The 18,366-nt window shown below is 51.4% G+C and carries 28 protein-coding genes; 27 read left to right on the forward strand and 1 reads right to left on the reverse strand.

Features of this window, described 5'->3' with window-relative positions:
- Positions 1-124: 124 nt before the first annotated feature.
- From ACYVE4_RS24160 to ACYVE4_RS24175, 4 genes are all read left to right on the forward strand, one after another.
- Complete coding sequence (locus tag ACYVE4_RS24160) at positions 125-493, forward strand: hypothetical protein (RefSeq protein WP_461042827.1); 369 nt, start codon at positions 125-127, stop codon at positions 491-493.
- A 134-nt stretch (positions 494-627) separates the two neighbouring features.
- Positions 628-1,098, forward strand: a complete 471-nt coding sequence (locus ACYVE4_RS24165) for a pyrophosphohydrolase domain-containing protein (protein ID WP_461042828.1) — start codon at positions 628-630, stop codon at positions 1,096-1,098.
- Positions 1,099-1,106: 8 nt separating this feature from the next.
- Entirely contained in the window at positions 1,107-1,550 is a 444-nt protein-coding gene (locus ACYVE4_RS24170) for a hypothetical protein (RefSeq protein ID WP_461042829.1), read from the forward strand.
- 68 nt (positions 1,551-1,618) lie between these two features.
- Positions 1,619-1,948, forward strand: a complete 330-nt coding sequence (locus ACYVE4_RS24175) for a hypothetical protein (protein WP_461042831.1) — start codon at positions 1,619-1,621, stop codon at positions 1,946-1,948.
- 20 nt (positions 1,949-1,968) lie between these two features.
- Here ACYVE4_RS24175 and ACYVE4_RS24180 read toward each other — a convergent pair whose 3' ends face one another.
- On the reverse strand, positions 1,969-2,910 hold the full coding sequence (locus ACYVE4_RS24180; RefSeq protein ID WP_461042832.1) for a hypothetical protein: 942 nt from the start codon (positions 2,908-2,910) through the stop codon (positions 1,969-1,971).
- A 73-nt stretch (positions 2,911-2,983) separates the two neighbouring features.
- On the opposite strand from ACYVE4_RS24180, the gene ACYVE4_RS24185 reads away from it, so the two are divergent.
- From ACYVE4_RS24185 to ACYVE4_RS24295, 23 genes are all read left to right on the forward strand, one after another.
- The gene (locus ACYVE4_RS24185) at positions 2,984-3,334 is read left to right on the forward strand and encodes a LytR/AlgR family response regulator transcription factor (RefSeq protein ID WP_461042833.1); all 351 of its coding nucleotides are present in this window, start codon (positions 2,984-2,986) and stop codon (positions 3,332-3,334) included.
- A 2-nt stretch (positions 3,335-3,336) separates the two neighbouring features.
- The gene (locus ACYVE4_RS24190; RefSeq protein WP_461042834.1) at positions 3,337-3,528 is read left to right on the forward strand and encodes a hypothetical protein; all 192 of its coding nucleotides are present in this window, start codon (positions 3,337-3,339) and stop codon (positions 3,526-3,528) included.
- 15 nt (positions 3,529-3,543) lie between these two features.
- Entirely contained in the window at positions 3,544-3,876 is a 333-nt protein-coding gene (locus ACYVE4_RS24195; protein ID WP_461042835.1) for a hypothetical protein, read from the forward strand.
- Positions 3,866-4,054 (forward strand): hypothetical protein, encoded by a 189-nt coding sequence (locus ACYVE4_RS24200; protein WP_461042836.1) that lies wholly within the window; start codon positions 3,866-3,868, stop codon positions 4,052-4,054. The genes ACYVE4_RS24195 and ACYVE4_RS24200 overlap by 11 nt, the downstream gene beginning before the upstream one ends.
- A 308-nt stretch (positions 4,055-4,362) precedes the next feature.
- Entirely contained in the window at positions 4,363-4,947 is a 585-nt protein-coding gene (locus ACYVE4_RS24205) for a hypothetical protein (RefSeq protein WP_461042837.1), read from the forward strand.
- A gap of 5 nt (positions 4,948-4,952) precedes the next feature.
- The gene (locus tag ACYVE4_RS24210) at positions 4,953-5,381 is read left to right on the forward strand and encodes a hypothetical protein (RefSeq protein ID WP_461042838.1); all 429 of its coding nucleotides are present in this window, start codon (positions 4,953-4,955) and stop codon (positions 5,379-5,381) included.
- An 84-nt stretch (positions 5,382-5,465) separates the two neighbouring features.
- The gene (locus tag ACYVE4_RS24215; protein WP_461042839.1) at positions 5,466-5,945 is read left to right on the forward strand and encodes a hypothetical protein; all 480 of its coding nucleotides are present in this window, start codon (positions 5,466-5,468) and stop codon (positions 5,943-5,945) included.
- A gap of 46 nt (positions 5,946-5,991) precedes the next feature.
- On the forward strand, positions 5,992-6,171 hold the full coding sequence (locus tag ACYVE4_RS24220) for a hypothetical protein (RefSeq protein WP_461042840.1): 180 nt from the start codon (positions 5,992-5,994) through the stop codon (positions 6,169-6,171).
- Positions 6,172-6,322: 151 nt separating this feature from the next.
- Positions 6,323-6,616, forward strand: a complete 294-nt coding sequence (locus ACYVE4_RS24225) for a hypothetical protein (protein WP_461042841.1) — start codon at positions 6,323-6,325, stop codon at positions 6,614-6,616.
- A 115-nt stretch (positions 6,617-6,731) separates the two neighbouring features.
- Positions 6,732-8,354, forward strand: coding sequence for a S49 family peptidase (locus tag ACYVE4_RS24230; protein WP_461042842.1), 1,623 nt, complete (start codon positions 6,732-6,734; stop codon positions 8,352-8,354).
- A gap of 79 nt (positions 8,355-8,433) precedes the next feature.
- Complete coding sequence (locus ACYVE4_RS24235; protein WP_461042843.1) at positions 8,434-9,522, forward strand: hypothetical protein; 1,089 nt, start codon at positions 8,434-8,436, stop codon at positions 9,520-9,522.
- A gap of 106 nt (positions 9,523-9,628) precedes the next feature.
- On the forward strand, positions 9,629-10,090 hold the full coding sequence (locus ACYVE4_RS24240) for a hypothetical protein (protein ID WP_461042844.1): 462 nt from the start codon (positions 9,629-9,631) through the stop codon (positions 10,088-10,090).
- Between the two features lie 110 nt (positions 10,091-10,200).
- Positions 10,201-10,737 (forward strand): hypothetical protein, encoded by a 537-nt coding sequence (locus tag ACYVE4_RS24245; RefSeq protein ID WP_461042845.1) that lies wholly within the window; start codon positions 10,201-10,203, stop codon positions 10,735-10,737.
- 1 nt (position 10,738) lies between these two features.
- Positions 10,739-10,969, forward strand: a complete 231-nt coding sequence (locus ACYVE4_RS24250) for a hypothetical protein (RefSeq protein WP_461042846.1) — start codon at positions 10,739-10,741, stop codon at positions 10,967-10,969.
- 91 nt (positions 10,970-11,060) lie between these two features.
- On the forward strand, positions 11,061-11,687 hold the full coding sequence (locus ACYVE4_RS24255; RefSeq protein ID WP_461042847.1) for a hypothetical protein: 627 nt from the start codon (positions 11,061-11,063) through the stop codon (positions 11,685-11,687).
- A complete protein-coding gene (locus ACYVE4_RS24260) occupies positions 11,684-12,313 on the forward strand; it encodes a hypothetical protein (RefSeq protein WP_461042848.1) in 630 nt (209 codons plus the stop codon). The genes ACYVE4_RS24255 and ACYVE4_RS24260 overlap by 4 nt, the downstream gene beginning before the upstream one ends.
- Positions 12,297-14,075 carry a hypothetical protein gene (locus ACYVE4_RS24265; RefSeq protein ID WP_461042850.1) on the forward strand — a complete coding sequence of 593 codons (1,779 nt, stop codon included), beginning with the start codon at positions 12,297-12,299 and terminating at the stop codon, positions 14,073-14,075. Before ACYVE4_RS24260 ends, ACYVE4_RS24265 begins: the two co-directional genes overlap by 17 nt.
- Before the next feature lie 488 nt (positions 14,076-14,563).
- The gene (locus tag ACYVE4_RS24270; RefSeq protein WP_461042851.1) at positions 14,564-14,773 is read left to right on the forward strand and encodes a hypothetical protein; all 210 of its coding nucleotides are present in this window, start codon (positions 14,564-14,566) and stop codon (positions 14,771-14,773) included.
- A gap of 68 nt (positions 14,774-14,841) precedes the next feature.
- Complete coding sequence (locus tag ACYVE4_RS24275) at positions 14,842-15,102, forward strand: hypothetical protein (RefSeq protein WP_461042852.1); 261 nt, start codon at positions 14,842-14,844, stop codon at positions 15,100-15,102.
- Positions 15,102-16,535, forward strand: a complete 1,434-nt coding sequence (locus ACYVE4_RS24280; RefSeq protein WP_461042853.1) for a hypothetical protein — start codon at positions 15,102-15,104, stop codon at positions 16,533-16,535. Before ACYVE4_RS24275 ends, ACYVE4_RS24280 begins: the two co-directional genes overlap by 1 nt.
- Positions 16,535-17,482 (forward strand): DUF6712 family protein, encoded by a 948-nt coding sequence (locus tag ACYVE4_RS24285; protein ID WP_461042854.1) that lies wholly within the window; start codon positions 16,535-16,537, stop codon positions 17,480-17,482. The genes ACYVE4_RS24280 and ACYVE4_RS24285 overlap by 1 nt, the downstream gene beginning before the upstream one ends.
- Before the next feature lie 13 nt (positions 17,483-17,495).
- Positions 17,496-18,029 (forward strand): hypothetical protein, encoded by a 534-nt coding sequence (locus tag ACYVE4_RS24290; RefSeq protein WP_461042855.1) that lies wholly within the window; start codon positions 17,496-17,498, stop codon positions 18,027-18,029.
- Positions 18,030-18,081: 52 nt separating this feature from the next.
- Positions 18,082-18,366, forward strand: a 285-nt coding sequence (locus ACYVE4_RS24295; RefSeq protein ID WP_461042856.1) for an N-acetylmuramidase domain-containing protein, incomplete at its 3' end; no start/stop codon positions are given.

The following is an 18,366-nucleotide window of genomic DNA, read 5'->3' on the forward strand; positions in this document are numbered from 1 at the left end:
ATCTTTCTACTGATGGTATCAGAATACCAAAACCAACCCGAGCGGCTCCGCAAACCCTCCTGGCCGGTCGCCTTCCTGAACGTTCTTAAATCCATTTGTTTGTTCCCGTTAAGCCTCAAATACTATGCAGTTTCAAGTCACCGTAAGTTCGCGCAAGCCCGTCAATAACCTCGAAGCCCACCTGATCCAGGTGGCGCAGGCCATGTCCAAAGGCAAATGGGGAGTGCTCAATGGAAAGGGCGCGGTTCCCATTAAAAATCTGGAGCATTTTCAGAATGCCCTTCAGCTGGAGCGGGATATCTACTGCTCGCAGAATCGCAGTATCCGGGTCAGTAGCGTGGCCATTCGCTATTTGGAAGATGGCTCTGCTAGTGAGGTTTGGATCTGTCCAGCTAGTAATCAGGGCGTGCCTACGGCTACGATATCCTTGACGGCGGAAGGCGTTGATCAGAAGCAGATTCAGGACACCTTGCTAATTCCAGTTCGCACATGAAAAGGCTCCTGAAACGATTGATCCCTGGTCCCTGGACAATGGTGCTGCTGATCTCCGGAACGCTGTTTATCCTGTTTCTCAAAGCCTGTTTTCACTTATAAGTTAACCCTAGACATATCGAAATCAATTGAATTATGAAAACTACATTAGAACGAGTAGCCGAATTTCATGAAATGACCAATTGCCCAGTCTTGCTGGTTCCTGCCCTTCCAGAAGACCGAATCGCGTTGCGAATTAACCTCCTCCAGGAAGAATTAAATGAACTCCAACAGGCTGCACAAGAAGGTGATTTAGTCGGTGTTGCTGATGCACTGACAGACCTGCAATATGTATTGGATGGTTCCTACTTGGAATTTGGAATGACCGAGATCAAAGAAACCTTATTTGATGAGGTTCATCGGTCTAATATGAGTAAGTCCTGTGTGTCAATGGTTCAGGCTTACGAAAGCGCAGAACATCACCGGGAAAGTGGTACGGATTGTAAAATTGAGGATCGGGGTAGCTGCTTTGTCATTGTTCGCAATTCTGATGGTAAAATCCTCAAACCCATAGGCTATTCAAAAGCCGAATTAACACCTATCGTTTTTCCTGTCGATAATTTCTGACCAGGACCATGCCGATTGACTACTCGAAATATCATCCTGCCTGGAAGAAAATCAGCCGCTTTGTTCGGCGGCTGAAAGCCAGGAATCGCTGTGAACATTGCGGTGTAAAAAACTATGCGGTGGGGTACTGGGAAAAGGGCATTTGGCAACCCTTGTGTGGCAATGCGGAGGCTGACAACCTGGGCGCTGGGTATGGTACCTATAAAGAAGCCAGAAAGTATGCGGATGAGTACAATGAGCACATAGCCAGTCAGGATAGCTCCATTCCTCGACTCGTTGTAATTGTCCTGACAGTTGCCCATCTGGATCATGATATCAATAATAACGAGCTTGATAACCTGGCTGCGCTTTGTCAACGCGATCATTTGAATCACGATAGACGAGACAACGCCAAACGTCGGCGCTATGGCCCCACAGGGCGCTTTCACAACCAACAAATCATTGAATTATGAACGTTACTCAACCTAGTTAACCCCTCTTCGATCAGCGTGCCGATGAGGTCTATAAAATCCTGGGGGCCGTGGGTTTCCTCCTGAACTCCTTCAATCAACTGGAGTTCCTGTCTCCAGGCAATTCGCAGCAGGTGTTTTCAATGGCCTTGAAGTATTCCGCCAAGAAATTCATGGCGGAGCTGGAGAAAGCCGAGCGCATTTTCACGCATGGCGATATCAAAACCAATGAGGTGATGATGCAGCAAATGGCCGATTCGTATGAGGTCGTTGATACGTTAATGAGTTTGATGTTACAGGCTGGCCGGATTTTAACGCCTGAAGCCATGCAGCTGATGAACGAGGATATGCTGGCCACGGCCGCCAAGTGGGGTGTACAAGTGGAAGCTTTAGACAGCTAATTCATATTATACCTATCCACTTACTTACGAGGAACAATTTCAGTTTGTTTAGAGGTAGAAGGTATTGCTACTGTCGCTGGTGAAGCTTGACGTGTCGAGATTTCAGTACCAATTATTGATTTTTGGTATAACAGGTTCATCCGTTCTTTAAAGATGGCGTCTTCAATTTTTTTCTGGATGACTTGCTCCATTTGCGGAGACATTGTTTCTTCTTTTTTATCCGTTTCATGTAGTACCAAAAACCAGGTTACCGCCAAAAAACTAGCAAAGGAGAATAAACTGGAAATCCAGGCAGGAAGTAAAGGCTTTGTGGGTTGTGAACCGCTGTCACCTGGCACTGCCAGCGGTTCATTGGGTACGGTGTTAGGGGGATTAGCCAAGAGAATTTTCTCTTCAATCCGCGGGTTTTCATTAACTTCTAACCTCACATTACCTGATTCGGGCTTAGATCTAGAGCGTTCCGTTAACTGCTCGAAGATAGTCCGTAAATCTTCAAAAATCCTACCAATGCTTTCGGCTACTTCCTTGTATTTGGCACACACAGTCATTACCTGAACGACGACATTAATGTCCAAAGAACCCCGGCTTTCCGAGTAATCAACAATATATTCAAGGGCATTTGGAGAGTATATACTGAATTGAGTTCTGATAAAGTCTTTAACAAATTGCTCAATTATAAATGATGGAAACCTATTAATCTGATCCTCACGAAAAGGTCGGTTAGGATAACCAGATCTTGAGCCAAAGGACTCATCACCTAACAGATAATAGATAAGTGCGTATTTGAGCCTGTGATGAGGAACTTCCTCTGTAGTTATTTCTAGAGTCGATTTCTCTTGTGCCGACTCTTTAACTTCATATCCTTTAATGCGAATTTTCGATGATACTTGCGCCAATATGACGTTATCTTGGTAGATAGATTTTTCGATTAAGGATTTCCAATCCTTGTTGTTAGTTTCCATCGAGAAAAGGTTTACGTGTGAAACTCAAATCTAACTTTTATTTATTCATACACACCTTTCCCATCCTAGGTTTATGTCTATAGTGTCCCCGTTGTCACGGACGGTTTGCCACCGGCCCCTTAAACTAGTCCCACTGGCCGATATCGTCTGGGTAGAAGGCCAGGGGCCGTACAGTCTGATCCACTTTCAAAACGGCACCTTTTTAAAAGTGGCCATTCCCATCAGTTCTATGGCCAGCCGGTTGCCGGAGCTGATCCGTGCCCACCGGTGGCATCTGATCAACCTGGCGCACGTACGATCGCTCAACCGGCTACCCAATGCGCTCGTACTCACGACGGGTGAGCTGTTACCCGTGGCCCGGCGTCGCTGGCTGGACGTGCACCGGCGGTATCTCACCTACCGCTCCACCTCACTTACCAATTGAGTATGAATCGTCCCCCACTAGGCGTATTGCCTCGCTTTTTATGGCTGGAATTGTTAGAAGTGCCGGACGATCCGTCGCCCGAGGAAATGCTGGAGCGCAAAAAACTGGTTCAGGAAGCTATCCAGCGGTATGAAGATGCGGGTTGCTACGTGCCAAAAAAATGGATGAATGAAGTTACTTTATTAACTAATTAACCCCCGTTTCTGTATATGTCACAAGACCAAGCCCCAACTCAGGCGCATGCGCCTGAAATCTGTCCCGTTGCCTCGGTTCGCCAGGATAAGAGCCAAATGCCCAACCGCAAAAGCCGCCGAACCGACTATGTCGAACTGGGTTCGCTCAACTACGACGAAGGCACCGTCAAATGTTTGGCCCATAAACGCTCGGGCAGTCTGCTGTTTGTGATGCCCGACGAAACCGGTTTTTACATCGATACAGCGATTGCAGGCAATCAGGCCTATAAGTACTGGAAACAGACCAGCACATCGGCGGAGCCCACGTACGTGAAAACGGAACTGGAGAAACTGGAAAATGAAGCCTAATCAGCCTACATTTTCGGCTGAAACCAGCCATTTCCATCTGGAGGAATTATTCGACGAGTCCGGCCAAAAAGTGGGAAATCGGTGGACGATCACGCTCACCGACTGGATGGCGTATTACTTTCAAACCTACGTTTTCCCGATTAACCAGGTGGATTACCTCTCTGGCCGGATTGAGTAGACCCAGGACGGCCGAACGCTGTATGAGTTTGAGATGGACGATGAAACGACGGATCATTTCAGGCGGGCGCTGATTCAAACCAGTCTGAAACCCAGGCTTAACTAAAATCGACGTATTCGATTCTTCGTTGTTACCGCAAATTTTCTTTCGTAAACGGTAGGTCACCTAAACGGCCTACCGTTTTTGTTTTCGTATCCTTTTTTTACGGTAAAGTATTTGCGCAAAGTGAGGATTGGTAGGTAAAAATACGCAAGACTCGGTCGTATTTTCGTTTCGGCTTTTGCTCAAAGCTCTCTACCGTAATTTGTATGATCTTCCTGGACCCCGTGCTCTTTGAGCTCCCTGTACTCCCCCGGGTACAGAAGTTCATCCGGCATAAATTAACCGATGCATCTGGTCAGGCGCATCCCCTCCTAGCCAGTCCCGAAGCCATTGGCCCTGGCCAGCTCATTTGGGCAATGGCTCAGGCCGATAAAAAGCAGCTCATCACTGGCTACGAACGCAAAGCCAGCGATACGGGGGCCGCTGGCGATCGGGGACCCTGCAAACGACTTCACTTCGAAAAAAAACTGACGGCTGAAATTGGTGTTGGCATTCGGGAATATCACTACCGGCGGCATCAGTACCTGCTGAATTACATCGAATTGGAAATCTTCTCCAACGTGATGGACTACCTCATCTACAACGAGGCTGTTCAGTTTTGTCAGGCGCGTACCGACATGCCCCCCATGACCCGCATCAAAGCCTTCTGCGATCAGTACGATTTTAGTCCTACCGATATCAGCGAAGACGCCATTAAGCAGATGTATCTCCGCTATCGAAAAGGCAAAGCAGCCTCCTCGTTTTCCGCTATCGTCCACGCCCAATACCAGTTTATTCCTGTTGCTGCCTAAAGACTATGCCCATTCCCCCACCTCCATCGCCACCAAAAGGTCGAATTGTTCCCCCTTATCAATCATTTCCCAAAATGGATAAAAATGCCTGGATCGGCGCAATTGTACTGATCATCGTTGCGCTCATTGTCACCGACTGCTCGATGGGTAAGACCCGGCAGTGCCAGGGTGTTGTTCGCCAGCATGAGTATCAACCTGGCTACTGGAGTGGCAGTGGCAAAGATCACACGTATCATCAACCGGAATACCATCTGCTGGTATATGTGCCTTCACCTGAGCATGCTGTCAACCTGGACGTATCCGCGCTGAATTATTTACGGTACCGAGATGGCGCTGCGATCCTAGTGAGTGAACGGTGCGGCCGTTGGACGAGCTACCCCTGGGTAAAATGGCTATCCAGTAAGTCCCGTCAAGTTGCTTCCTCAACCTATTGATCAACCAAGAAACTCTCTCTTTCTTTATTCCGTGTCTCACCCGGTGTCGCGGCTAAAAAACGCCATCGGCTTTTAGTTTGCCTCATGACGGACCTAAACTTCCAAGGGGGCAACAACATCGCCGGACTGTTCCAAGTCCGCTGCGCGCCGGTAGTGGGCATCCTCACCTTTCCCCTACCGGCCCCCTCCGGTCCGATTCAAACAAGTGAACAGCCTACCTTTTCTGAAGGCTTTGCCTGGTTTTCCATTTACGGTACCGAAGGCACGAAAGACTATCAGGAAGAGCAGCAAATGACCGAAAACGGTCCCGTCTGGGCCGTTAAACTGAGTTTGTATTTACCTGGTGATTCTCCCCTCAACCGATCCTCGTTGGATGAAATGGTTCGCCACCGGTTCATCATCGAAGTACAGGATAACCTGGGCCTCTGGCGACGGATCGGCACGCCCGAGCAGAATCTGGAACTCACCTATCAGTTTGGCATTTCGGCCGCAGCTGGGGGACGTCGGGGTACTGTACTCACGTTTTCAGGGCAGCTGACCAGTCCTTCTCCTTTTGTTGTCTAACCTACTAATTCAGTTAGTGATTAGTAGATTTTAACTAGTCTTTTGTATGGCCTGGAATACTGTTGTCAAAGGCTACCGTCGTCCGATCGGCTGGTGGTACCATAAAATCCTCTGCGATCTGGGCTGGCGGATTTCCCAAAAACTATATTATAAACATCTGCACATCATGAACCGGCAGTACGGCATAAACTTGTATGGCCAGCGGTTTCATCACCGGCCGAAGTGATGACTTTGGGTTAGAATACTTTACTTTTTACGGTTTGGAAACCAGCTCTGTCATACGGGGCTGTTTTTTTATGTCTCACCCGGTGTCGCGGTTATCTGCCTCGATTTTATCCTGATTTGATCAGCAAATTTTGAACCCCCGCTTTACAACCATGTTAACACTTGCCATCTTACTAATCGGGCTGATTACGCTATTAGCGTTTCAATTGCCCGCTGAACCCAGCCCTGATTTTAACTACGAAGCCCGACCTTTTGACTATCCCGCAACCTACGCCTATGGAATTGTCGGTCTGACCAAACGCTTTCTGTCTGCCTTTGTCCGTTCACTGCTCCTTCTCTTTGGCCGGTTGACGAGTGATATCCAGGTGCGGTCACAGATCTGTTTACTCCATATCCGCCAGGCGCTTTCCACGATGCACTTCGGGCGTGGCCTACTGCACAGCTAGTGTTTTCTAGTGCTTCGGATGATCATCAAAACGGCCTGCTTTCAGGCCGTTTTTTTATTTCCGTGTCTCACCCGGTGTCGCGGCTGACGAGAAAAAATGGGGGCTGATTCGCCCCATGAATCGGCAATTTCGGAAAATCTCGGCCTTTAGACGGGGCGTCTGGCTCATCGAGCCAACGTTCGCGGAAGCGCACCTCCCTCTCATTCAATCCTTCCTGGCCGGTGAATTCAATCCTAAACTTCTGCAAGACGATGAAGACGACCAAGAAGAAGACGGCCCTGATCGGCTTAGCCGCATTAGCTACGCAGTTACTGCCGCTACCAGCGACAACGGGAGTGCCAACCAAACCGCAACGGCGGACCGGCGCTACGCTTTAGACGATCCGGAACTTCCCGACGATTCCATTTTCGTACTCGATATCCGTGGAGCCATTTTCAAAGAAAGTGACTGCTGCTCGATTGGTACCGAGGATTACTGCAAACTGTTAGATCAGGCTTATGCCCATGAGAAAATCATTGGGATTGTTTGCCTGGTCGACTCGCCGGGTGGTCAACTTTCCGGTACACCATCCCTTTACGATGCCCTTCGCAATCCAGCCAAACCCACGGTTTCGGTGATTAACGAAGGCATGATGGCCAGTGCGGCCTACTGGTTAGCGTGTGGCTCGGATGATATCTACGCGACCCAGAAATCCGACCAGGTCGGCTCCATTGGTGTGTATGTCCAATTCGACGATTACACCGAACGGAAAAAGCAAATGGGCATTACGACCCATTCGATTTACTCCGATCGAAGCTCCGAAAAGAATTTGCCCTTCCGGGAAGCCCTGGCCGGCAATCCAGCCCTGCTTCGGGAAGATTTGAACAAGGCTGCAGACCTATTCCGGGAAGCTGTTGAACAAGGTCGTGGTGACCGGCTGAAACCAGTTAAAAAAGGTGGCGCGGATGTCTTCAAAGGTGGCCTATTCTACGCCAGTCAGGCCATTGACCTGGGCCTCATCGATGGATTCGGCAACCTGAATACCGCTGTGGCCCGGGTGGTTGAACTCCACAACGCTCGAAAATCCAGTAAACAATCCGCTGCGCCCCGATCATCGGGTGGAAGTTATGCCGTCGAGCAGGTAACGACTGTTGAAACGGTCAATTTTCCATCAACCTCCGGCAAATCTGAGAACCTGATTGCCTCCATTAAATCTACTGGAGAACAAGCGGCTCCCCTCACTTCCGAGGAGCCCTCTACGATAACCGATGCTCCAGAAGCATCAACGGCTGCTCCCGAACTGAGCGATAGCGAGCCTACCGAAACCCCTGTGGTGGTCGAAGGCGATTCCAATTCCAATTCTTCAACCCCAAATCCAATTGTACCCATGAACATTTTCGGTTACACCCATTTGCCCGCATTAGCGGCCATTGCTGGTGTGGCAGCTGCTGACGTAACGGAAGAGCAGATCGATGCCATCAATGCGGCCTTCCAGGCTGGGAACTTCAACGTGCATGCCATTAGTGCGGCTCAGTTCGTCCAGATCCAAACGCTGCAGGGTCAGCTGACGACTGCGCAGAACGATATCGCGGCCAAAGACAAGGAAATCGCTCGCCTGGGCAAACAGCCGGGTGCGATGGGCACCAAAGTGCCAAAAGAGGAAGAAGCCGTCGCTCCCGAAACCGGTGCGGGCGCTGAAACCCTGAGCGAAACCGATCAGATCCTGGCTGAGACAAAAGCCAAAATGAAACGAGGCTAAGCCTACTGACGCCTACCCAGCCCCAAAGCCTCCGGTTTTGGGGCCACTCCTGTAACTAAACCCTTAACAATTTCCTACCGTGGCTACTCCTCAAAACGACATCACCGCGATCAATAATTACGCGGGTCAGTATGCCAACGATATCATCACGTCGGTTTTCAACGACCTGGATATCGCCAATGATCTGGATCTGATCACTAACCTTACCGCCCCGCGCAAGCTGGGCAAATACGCAGCCAACGATGGCCTGCGTCCCTTCAACGTCGACGTGACCACGCCCGACGGTCAGGCTGGTAAACTCACCCAGCGGACGATCACGCCCAAAACGGCGATGAAGATCCTCAACGTCATTCCGGAAGAACTCCGTAAGACGTTTATCTCGGAGCAGCTGAAAGCGGGTGCCCGGGACTATCCGGGTGGATTTGCGCAGTATTTCTGGGAAGAGCAGATCAAAAAAATCAAAGCCGAAATCAACGACAACGCCTACCTGGGCGTGGATTCAGAAGATATTCTGGCTTACAATGCCGGTACCGCCTACAACGTGGGTGACCGGATGGTCTTCACTGACAATTCGTACTACAGCTGTATCGTAGCGACGTCGGCGGGTCAAACGCCCCTGACGCATGCCGCCAAATGGCTGAAGGTGAACAACTCCAGCATCTGCAAAGGGCCGGGGGTGATCATTGCCGAAGAATACTCAGCCTTGCCATCGCGCAACAAAATTGCTACGGGGTCGATCACTTCGTCGAATGCGTTTGATAAAGTGGGCAGCTTCTATTTGGGTCTACCCGAAGCGATTCGCAAGAAAGGCGGTATCATTCGCTGCTCGCAGGGGCTGTACGATGATTACAACCAGCACGCGCTGAGCAAATTCACGGCCGGCACGTCGTTCCTGGACGTGCGCAATGCGGGTGGCAAGATCATCGGTAAGGATATCCTCAATTCGGACGGTAAGTTCACCCTGCAGCCAGCCTCCTGGATGAGCGGCTCGCGCCGGCTGATCGCCGATATCGACAAGAACCTGAAAATGGGTACCGACGTGACGGCCGACTTCACCAGCGTGACCAAAGTCGTCGAGCACGTGCACGGCTACTACGCCAAACTGCAAATGATCCTCTGCTATCAGATCAAGGATCTGGACGTGCTGTTCGTCAACGACCAGGCGTAAGCAAAAAGGCATCCCCTGACAATTCTCAACCAACCCGCTGACTGGAAGAGATTCTGACCATACCGTTAGCATCTCTTCCAGTAGGCCAAACCCCATCCCGACCACCATGGCGGACCAAGCACAAACCGACGAACAGAAAATCACTGGGCTAGAGACCCAAGTGGCAACGCTCACTAAAGAGCGGGATACACTCAAGGAACTCCTTGAGAAAGTTAAAACCGACAGTACTGGATTTAAGCAGCAACTGGCTACGGCTCTGGATAAAAACAAAGAATTGCTTACGGAAAATAGCACGCTGAAACAAGCTAAGGAAGCGGCTGAAAAACAGGCCGAGCAGGCATTATCGGTCGTTGGTGACTTGAAAAATCAATTGTCTGACCAGGCGGCTGGCAGCAAGAAGATCCCCGTCATTAAAGTCGGCAGCAAGACCTACGAATTCCTCAGCGAATTCTTCTACAAAGAAAAGCTGGTGACGCTGGAACTCCTGCAGGAAGATGCCGCCCTGGCCGCTGAACTGGTGAAAGAAGGCATGGCCGATCTGCGCCTGGTCGACTCGAAAAAAGCCTAACTATCCCAGGCTTCCCAAGCACGCACTCAAAAGCCAATCAGCCACCGACATCCATGTCGGTAGCTGATTGGCCCTTTCTAAACCCACGCAGTTAACTCCTCTCTAGGACAATGCCAACCTACAAAAGCTTACTAGGCCCCGATGGAACGGAAAACAACATGGGCGGTACCCGCCAGTTTTTCCATTTCGCGCCCTGGGGCGATATTTTAACGTTTGGTGCGCCAGCGGCCAACCCATCGGATGCGGATGATCTGTATAACATCACCACCGCGCATACCATGAAGTCGGGCAAGCAGTTTTTTACGATGTATTGCACGATCGATACCAGTGAACTGGAATCGGGCAGCATCGGGGAAATTGACGGCAAGAGCTACAATCCGAAGTTTACCTTCTTCTACCCCGGTTCGAAGAAAGACGCACTCCGCTTTTCCAACCAGTGCAAAAACGACAAGTTCGTGGTCATTCCGGTTTTAGCCGATGGCACGCTGGTGCAACTAGGTGGCCAGTACTTCTGTGCCTATATCACCGGCAACTTCAAATCGGGTAAAACCACCGGCCGGGGTAAAGGCTGGGAGTTTGAAGTGATGTCGTATCAGCCAGATTTGCTCTACTACACGGCCGCTGTGCCTTTAACGCCTGCTGCTTAAAATGGCCAAGCAAGACACGAAGGTTTCCCCGGCCGAAGCGGTCAAGAAACCAGCCTACGAAATTATTGGGCTTCAGCGTCAGGATCACATGCCGATTGAATTTGAAGGTAATCAGTATGATCTGGCCAATTTAAGCGACGAGCAAGCCGCATTCCTGCTGCAGTATCCGGATAAGATTCCGTTCCTGAAAGCCACAGATTCGACCTCGGCCCCCGCTATTGTAACTGAATAATTTTTAACCCAGGCGTTCTGGCCTGTATGTGAATGATTGCTGGCAAAGGAGCCTGGTTTTGCCGGGCTCTTATTGTTTTTACCCACCACCCATGAAAACTCCCATTGAAGCCCTTACTGCCTGGTTAGACCGCCCAATTTATACGGATGGGGTGCGGCTCTATGAGCAGCTGATCGGCGCTGACTTCTACCTGACGCTGTTTAAAACCGGCATCGATGATCACAACCGGGAATGGCTTAGGTCTGCCCTGGAGAAAAAACTCGCTGAACTGCAGCAGGCCGAACTGGAGCGGAAGGCTTCGTATCCAGACTCATTAGTAGGGGAACTGGCTCAGGCCGGTAAGCTCATGGATGAACGCATCATTCTCAAGCAGAAGATGCGCGATTTGTATCTGTCAGGTATTCGGGAAAGTGCTGAGCTGAAGGTGATGGCTTTTCGGGTATTAACCATCAAGGATCTGCTGGACCAGATTTACGGCCGTCGTACCTTTTTCGATACGCATCACTTCCTGCCTGAAGCGGCCAGTGTTCCCGAGGCCGACAGTCCGACGCTGCTCCTACGCCGGCGCAACAACCTGCGCACCTACGTTACCAAGTATTCGGCTGAACTCGAAGGGCCGCTCGATCCGGGTCGTCGCAGAAAGCTTGGGCGCAAACTGACCCAATTCAAAAGTGAACTCCACGACCTGGACAACCAGCTCCAGCACCTCTCCTTATGAGCAAAGCCCTTGCCACCACGACCTCGGAGAACGATCCGTCTAAATGGGACGATAAGTTCGACCGCATCATCAAATGGTACAACGATGAACGCGAAGATGATGATCCTAAAAAGATCAAACTGCATAAAGACCTCGAAGAACAGCTGAAGCGCTGGGATTGGCTCTATAACAAGATCTGTCTGCCTAAAAACCGCTACAAAACGGACATTCAGCTGATCAAGCTGGTCAAAAAGCAGTATCCAGACCTCTCCGAACGAACAGCCCGGCGCACGCTCCAGGACATGCGCCGGTTTTTTGGCGTGGTCTCCCAGCCGGAACTAGCCTTCGAAAAGGTCATGCTCATTGCCAGCATCAAACAGACCCAGCGCGAAGCCGTCGAGAAGGGTGATTTGAAGGCCAAAAATGCGGCCGACAAAAACCTGATTGCCGTCATGGGTGCCGATAAGCAGCAGCAGGCTGTCGAGAATACGACCATCATCAACATCGTTGGCTACCACCCCGAGCAACTGGGTGTGCAGATTTTGCCGGAAGAGCAGATTGAAGCATTGATCAATGACGTACTAAACGCTGACCGGAAAGCCGCCGAAAACCCTTTTGCTGATTTTATCGATGTCACAGGCAAGTAAGCTCCCCGCTCATCTCGATCTGGCTGGACTAGTCAGCGAAGACCTGTCCATGGCCGTCAAACTGGCCCAGGTGGATCTGGACGCCACCCGGCTGTCGGATGACGTAAAAATCGTTCACCGCCATTACAATAAGCCCCAAATCCGCTCGATGCTCGTCGAAGCTAACGAAGAATACGACGTGTGGGGACGTGGCACCGGAAAATCAGAAGGTCGCATTTCGCCCCGATCGGCCCGCAATGTCGACGTGATGCCCCGTTCTCATGGCTGTTTTGTGGGTGCAACCTATCTGCAGCTATTGGAGCGCACCTTGCCACCGGTGATTAAGGGGTGGAAAGAAAATTTGGGCTGGGTGGAACGCCGGGATTTCTGGATCAGGGAAAAGCCGCCCAAACACATCCCCCAACCCATCGTCGGACCTACCACGGCGGAACACTGCATTTTCTTTAAAAACGGCACGGTGGCCAGCATGGTCTCTCAGGATCGGCCGGGTTCTGCCAACGGGAAAACCGTGCACTGGATTATAGGCGACGAGGCCAAATTCCTTGACAAGCAAAAGCTCGACAATGAGCTACTGATGACCAACCGGGGCGACGAGCGCTATTTCGGCGGTATTCCCGAGTTTCACTCGCTACTGTTCTGTACGGACATGCCGACCACCAAATCGGGCATGTGGATTCTGGATCAGGAGAAGCGAATGATGGAGCAGACCAAAGCCCTGGGAATCGACCGGATTCAACTGCTGATGAGCATACGGGCTCAGATTTATGAACTGTACGACCTGCTGATTAAAAAGCCCGCCAAACGCGTAGCCATTCTGGCTGAAATCGCCAAAAAGCAGAAGCAATGGGATGCCATTCGGGCCAATACCATCTATTTTTCGTCCGCATCGACGCTGGAAAATGTCCACGGCTATGGGATCAAGATGATCGCCAAGATGCGCCAGCAGCTGCCGCCGTTCATCTTCCGCACGGCCATCCTGAATGAAAAGCCCTACCTCTCCGAAAAAGCGTTTTATTCGGACCTGGATGATCGTCATTTTACCGATGCCATCGAGTATGGGCATGTCGACAAATTTGACTTTGGAAAAGGGCCATTTGAGCTTGGGAAAGGGCAGCTTGAAGACTCTCGAAAGGACGCCGACGTCGATCCCTGGAGCCCTCTGGACGTTGGGGGTGACTACAACTCCAGCATCACCAGCATTCTGGTCGGGCAGCCCAAGGGCCGCCAGTACCGGGTCCTGAAGGAGTTTTGTACGATGTATCCCAAGAAGGTACGCCATGCCGCACAAGCGTTTTGTGATTACTACAAGCATCACCCCACCAAGACGGTGCGTTACTTCTATGATCACACCACCATCTGGACCAACGCATCGATGGAGATGAGCTATGCCGATGAGTTTGCTGATGTGCTCAGAAAGAACGGCTGGGAGGTCGACATGATCTACTTAGGGCCGACGCTCTCCCCCATGATGCGCTATGAGCTATGGGGTTATTGTCTCACCGGTGGCGATGAGAAGTTCTTCGACGTCAGCTTCAACCGCCAGAACTGCGACTACACCCGCCAGTCGATGCAGGGCGTTGATATCCGAAAGCGGGGGCGTGGCTTTGAGAAAGATAAGGCTGATGAGAAAAAGATTGGGGAGATCGATCAGCGCACGACTCCTCACCTCAGCGATGGCGTCGACACGCTGATTGTGGGCGCTCACCAGTTCTATCAGTTCGAGAGCCGCGAGGCCTTCGATGCCGTGTTCTCAGGAAGCTAAGCTATACCGCTTACGGTTTCTTGGTGTACAATAGGCAGTGTAGCTCAACGACAACCCACATGAACACGCGAACAGGATTGAGTTTACTAACCAGGTTTCTGAGCTTCATGCTACTAAGGTACTGACTTGAATGCTCTTCACCACGGCCGTGTTAGCCTACGGTCATCTGCTGCTTCCTTTGTCTAAACGGCCTGCCCAGAGCGCTCTGGGCAGGCCGTTTCATATATGGTGCTGACCCACGATTTGCAATTGCATTTCGGCTCAGTGCGTGGCATGGGGGGCGATTTAGACCCGTGTCGATGATTTTGACGTTTTTTTTGGTTTAAACTTCTGATTCTAAGCCAAATGACTCAAAACTGAATGTCAAAATCACCCTAAAAACGAAAAAGTAGTAATGGTACCGTTTTCTCAAGGTGTTTTGGGCCTCAGCGTTTTAAGTGTAAATTTTGCAATTCAGATCACCGTAACCCATAAACAACAAACCTAAAATGACCACCGTTTTTGCCCAAAATCGGCCCATGGTACCCATTGTGTCGACTAAAAAAGCCATTTACCGGCTGCTCCAGAAAGGAGATCTTCTGCAGGCCAAAGATGCGGTGTACTGCCCCGCTGATGATTACTGGAAAGCGATTCCGGATGATATCGTCGGCACCCCCTACAGATCCAAACTAGGTCCCGTTCGCCGGTTCAACAAGTAGTTATCGAGTATTCCGTGTCTCACCCGGTGTCGCGGCCCTAGGCAATAGGAGCCTGCACCTTCGCGCCTATGATCAAGGTGCAGGAGATGCTTCAGCAGATGCGGCTGCTCGACGCTAGGGGCAAGCCCATCGCGTTTGACCTGGTGGTCTGTACGGCCGACCGTCAGCGCAACACCGGCGGCAAGCTGCTCGACCTGCGAAAAGTCATTCTGCTCACCAAAAAACGCCAATCCGAGCGTTACCTGCTGGTTCAGCACCTGGGCAGTAAAGACGCCATCCGCCTGCACCTTGACCTCATCCTGTTTTTCAACAATCTGGAAGTGGTCTAATGGCGAAACGCAATTCGGATATAGCCGTCTTTGAGGGCGATCACAGCACCCTGGCCATTCTGGCCCAGGCCGGTGTCAGCGTGACGATGGAAGCCGATCGGCCTTCGCAACGGCGAGCGGGTCAGGCCAATCCCAAAGCAGCGCCCCGATCGGGAAAAGAGCCTGGTGCCACGCCCAGTGTAGCCGTTCCGGATACAACTCAGTACGGTCCTGCCCTGGAGGACATCATGCCCTGGGGCGAAGGCAACGATTTTCCGCAGCGCCTGGCTGAACTCTACAACCAGGATTCCTTAATTCCAGCCACATTGGGTGATCTGGCCAATACCGTAGTGGGCGGTGGTGTCATGGCTGTGCTGGTCGACGTCAACGAAAAAGGCCAGAAGATCTATAAGCCCTTAACGGGCGATCCCGCCATCATTGCCGAGATCCGGGATTTTCTTTCCCACCCAAAGTTTAGCCTCTATCTGCGGGAAATGGCAGCCGATGTGACCGAATTCTTCAACGGCTGGGTCGAGCTGATCATCAGTAAGGATCGCAGTATCATTACCAGCCTGGAGCCGCTCAATGCCGAAGAGTGTCGCTGGTGCCGAATGCGGGCCAATGGTGATAAGCCGTTCATTCACCTCAATGCCAACTGGCCGCGCTACCAACCCACGCTCACCGAGACGCTCACCACGCTTGATCCCTACCGGCCCGACCTGATTGAATGGATGCGGGAGGGTGATTTTTATAAAGTCGTCTATCCAATCAGCTACCCAACGCCAGGCAAACGGTACTACTCTCTGCCCCACCATTACTCAATTGTGGAAAGTGGCTGGCTGGACGTCCACCGCGCGATCCCAAAATTCAAAAAGTTTCTGATGCAAAATCAGATGACGCTGAAGTATCACTGGAAGGTCGATAAGGAGTACTGGAAAGATATGTATGGGGATGCCTATAGCAAAGGCTCGCCGGCCCAGAAACGGGACATCAAGCGAAAGTGGCTCGAGCAGATGAACAAGAGTCTGACCGACGTCACCAAAACCGGCAATTCCATTGTCACCGATGTTAGCTGGGACCAGGTCAATAGGGTCTGGAAAGATCACATTACCGTCACCCCCATTACCGATGCGATTACCGATGGCAAGTACATCCAGGACAACATGGAAGCGGCCGTCAATATTCTGTACGCCTTCAACGTCGACCCGACCTCCTCGGGTTTTGCCGGTGGCGATAAAATGGGGGCGAAATCGGGCGGCTCGGATAAACGCGAAGCCCACCTGATCAAGCAGCAGAAAGTGCGTCCCTTCCGGGATATGCTGCTGGAACCACTGCGCTTCAAAGCCCGCTATGACGGCTGGAAGGCGGCCATTCCTCTACTCGACTTTGTCTTCGACGATACGATTTTGACCACCCTAGATACTGGTGCCGGCACCGATAAAATCTTAAGCTAATGACCCCACTATTCGATGGTACCGGTGATGAGCTGAGAAAGTTCGTGCCGGGTCTAATTAAGAATTTCACGGTTCCCGAGAGCCTGAAAACGACGCTGCAGGAAACGCAGGAAAGCCTGCTCACCCGGTTTTTGGGCGCTACCCTGGCCGAGCAGGTGGCCGCATCGAGCGCATCGAACGATGCAGTCATAAAATCCTCGTTTACACTCGCCCAAACCGTCATTGCGCGCTTAGGCTTCGCCGAGTATTTGCCTGCGGCCGAGATTCAGATTGGCAATGATGGCATTACCATCACGGCCGTCGAGAACCGGAGGGCTGCGTTTGATTACCAGACCCAGAAACTCGACAAATCACTCAGGGAAGGTGGCTGGACTAAGCTTGATGAGTTGATTTTGCTCATTGCGGCCAATGCGGAAAAGTTTCCGGGCTGGGCTGAAGCCCCCTACAATCAGGAATTAACCGAGGCCATTTTCAAAAGTGCGGCCGAGTTTTCCAAATACTACCAGATTCAGAATCGCTGGCTGACATTCTGGGCACTTCGCCCCTACATCTCGGCCGTGGAAGACAATTTTGGTCAGACGTATCTGCAGAAGATTAATACACTACCTAGTAGCGTAACGGCCGATCAAAAGAAACCCCTGCTGCGCAACCTGATGCGCTGTCTGGCCTACGAAGCAGTGATCACGGCCCTACCCAACCTGTCGGTGGAGCTGGCTGGCGTCAACGTGCAGATCAACTATGGTTCGCAGTATGGTGGAAATTCGAGCTACTACACCCCACCCGGGCGGGAGATGCTCGACTGGGTGAAACAGAATCTGCTCAATCAGGTCACGGCCTTCTGGTCGACGGTCGATCAGCAGTTGGAAGCGCTGAACCCAACTCCCACGACAACGAATGATGAGTGGACGGGTCTGAGCGACGACTGCGGCCCCATTGTGATGATCTAACGAACCTCCCCCTATGAAAGAACTCGCCTATAAAGATCGAAAAATACTCAGTTGTCTGACAGGGGTCAGCTTCCTAATGCTGTTGTTTATTGGTAGCTTACTCTTTTCCAGCTGTACGAGCCTGTACGACCGGGCCAAAGCCCGCTATGCAACTGAAGAAACGGACACAATTTATTCGACGGTAACAGCCAGGATAAAGGGGGATACTGTTTCGCATGTATTTAAAACCGATTGCACGCATTACATCCGGACTGAACGACAGGGCCGGGCCACAGTAACCGTCATCCGGGAACCTACCAACACTACGGTTATCGCCGAATGCGATTCAGCCAGCGTCAGCCAACGAATTGCCACCCAAATTAAAAACCAAACCTGGGGCGTCGATCCTAAATACCAGCGTCGATTCTGGATTGCGATCGCGGTGGCGGCTGGACTGTTTCTACTCTTTCTCTTTCTGATTATCGGTGGAATTGTCGCCTACAAGCTGTCAAAAACCTATTCTCTTACCAAAAAAGGCAATGGAACACCTCCGGTTAACCCAGGCTGATTACGAAGCAGCGGCCGCCCTGCTGCGCGTGCCTGTCGCCTACGTCAAAGCCGTGCGCGACGTGGAGAGTAACGGGTTCGGCTACCTGCCCGATGGTCGAATTACGATCCGCTTCGAAGGCCACCGGTTCCGGCAATACACCAAAGGACGGTTCGATAAGAGTCATCCAACCATTTCGCACAAGTACATGCGGAATTGCCCGTACAATAAAGGGCCGGTTTCTGATTATGCCCGGCTGAAGATTGCCATGGCGCTCGATCCGGATGCGGCCCTGATGGCCACTTCCTGGGGCCTGTTTCAGGTGATGGGCGATGAATTCTGGCGCTGCGAAGACCTG

The sequence above is a fragment of the Spirosoma harenae genome (genome assembly GCF_054776975.1).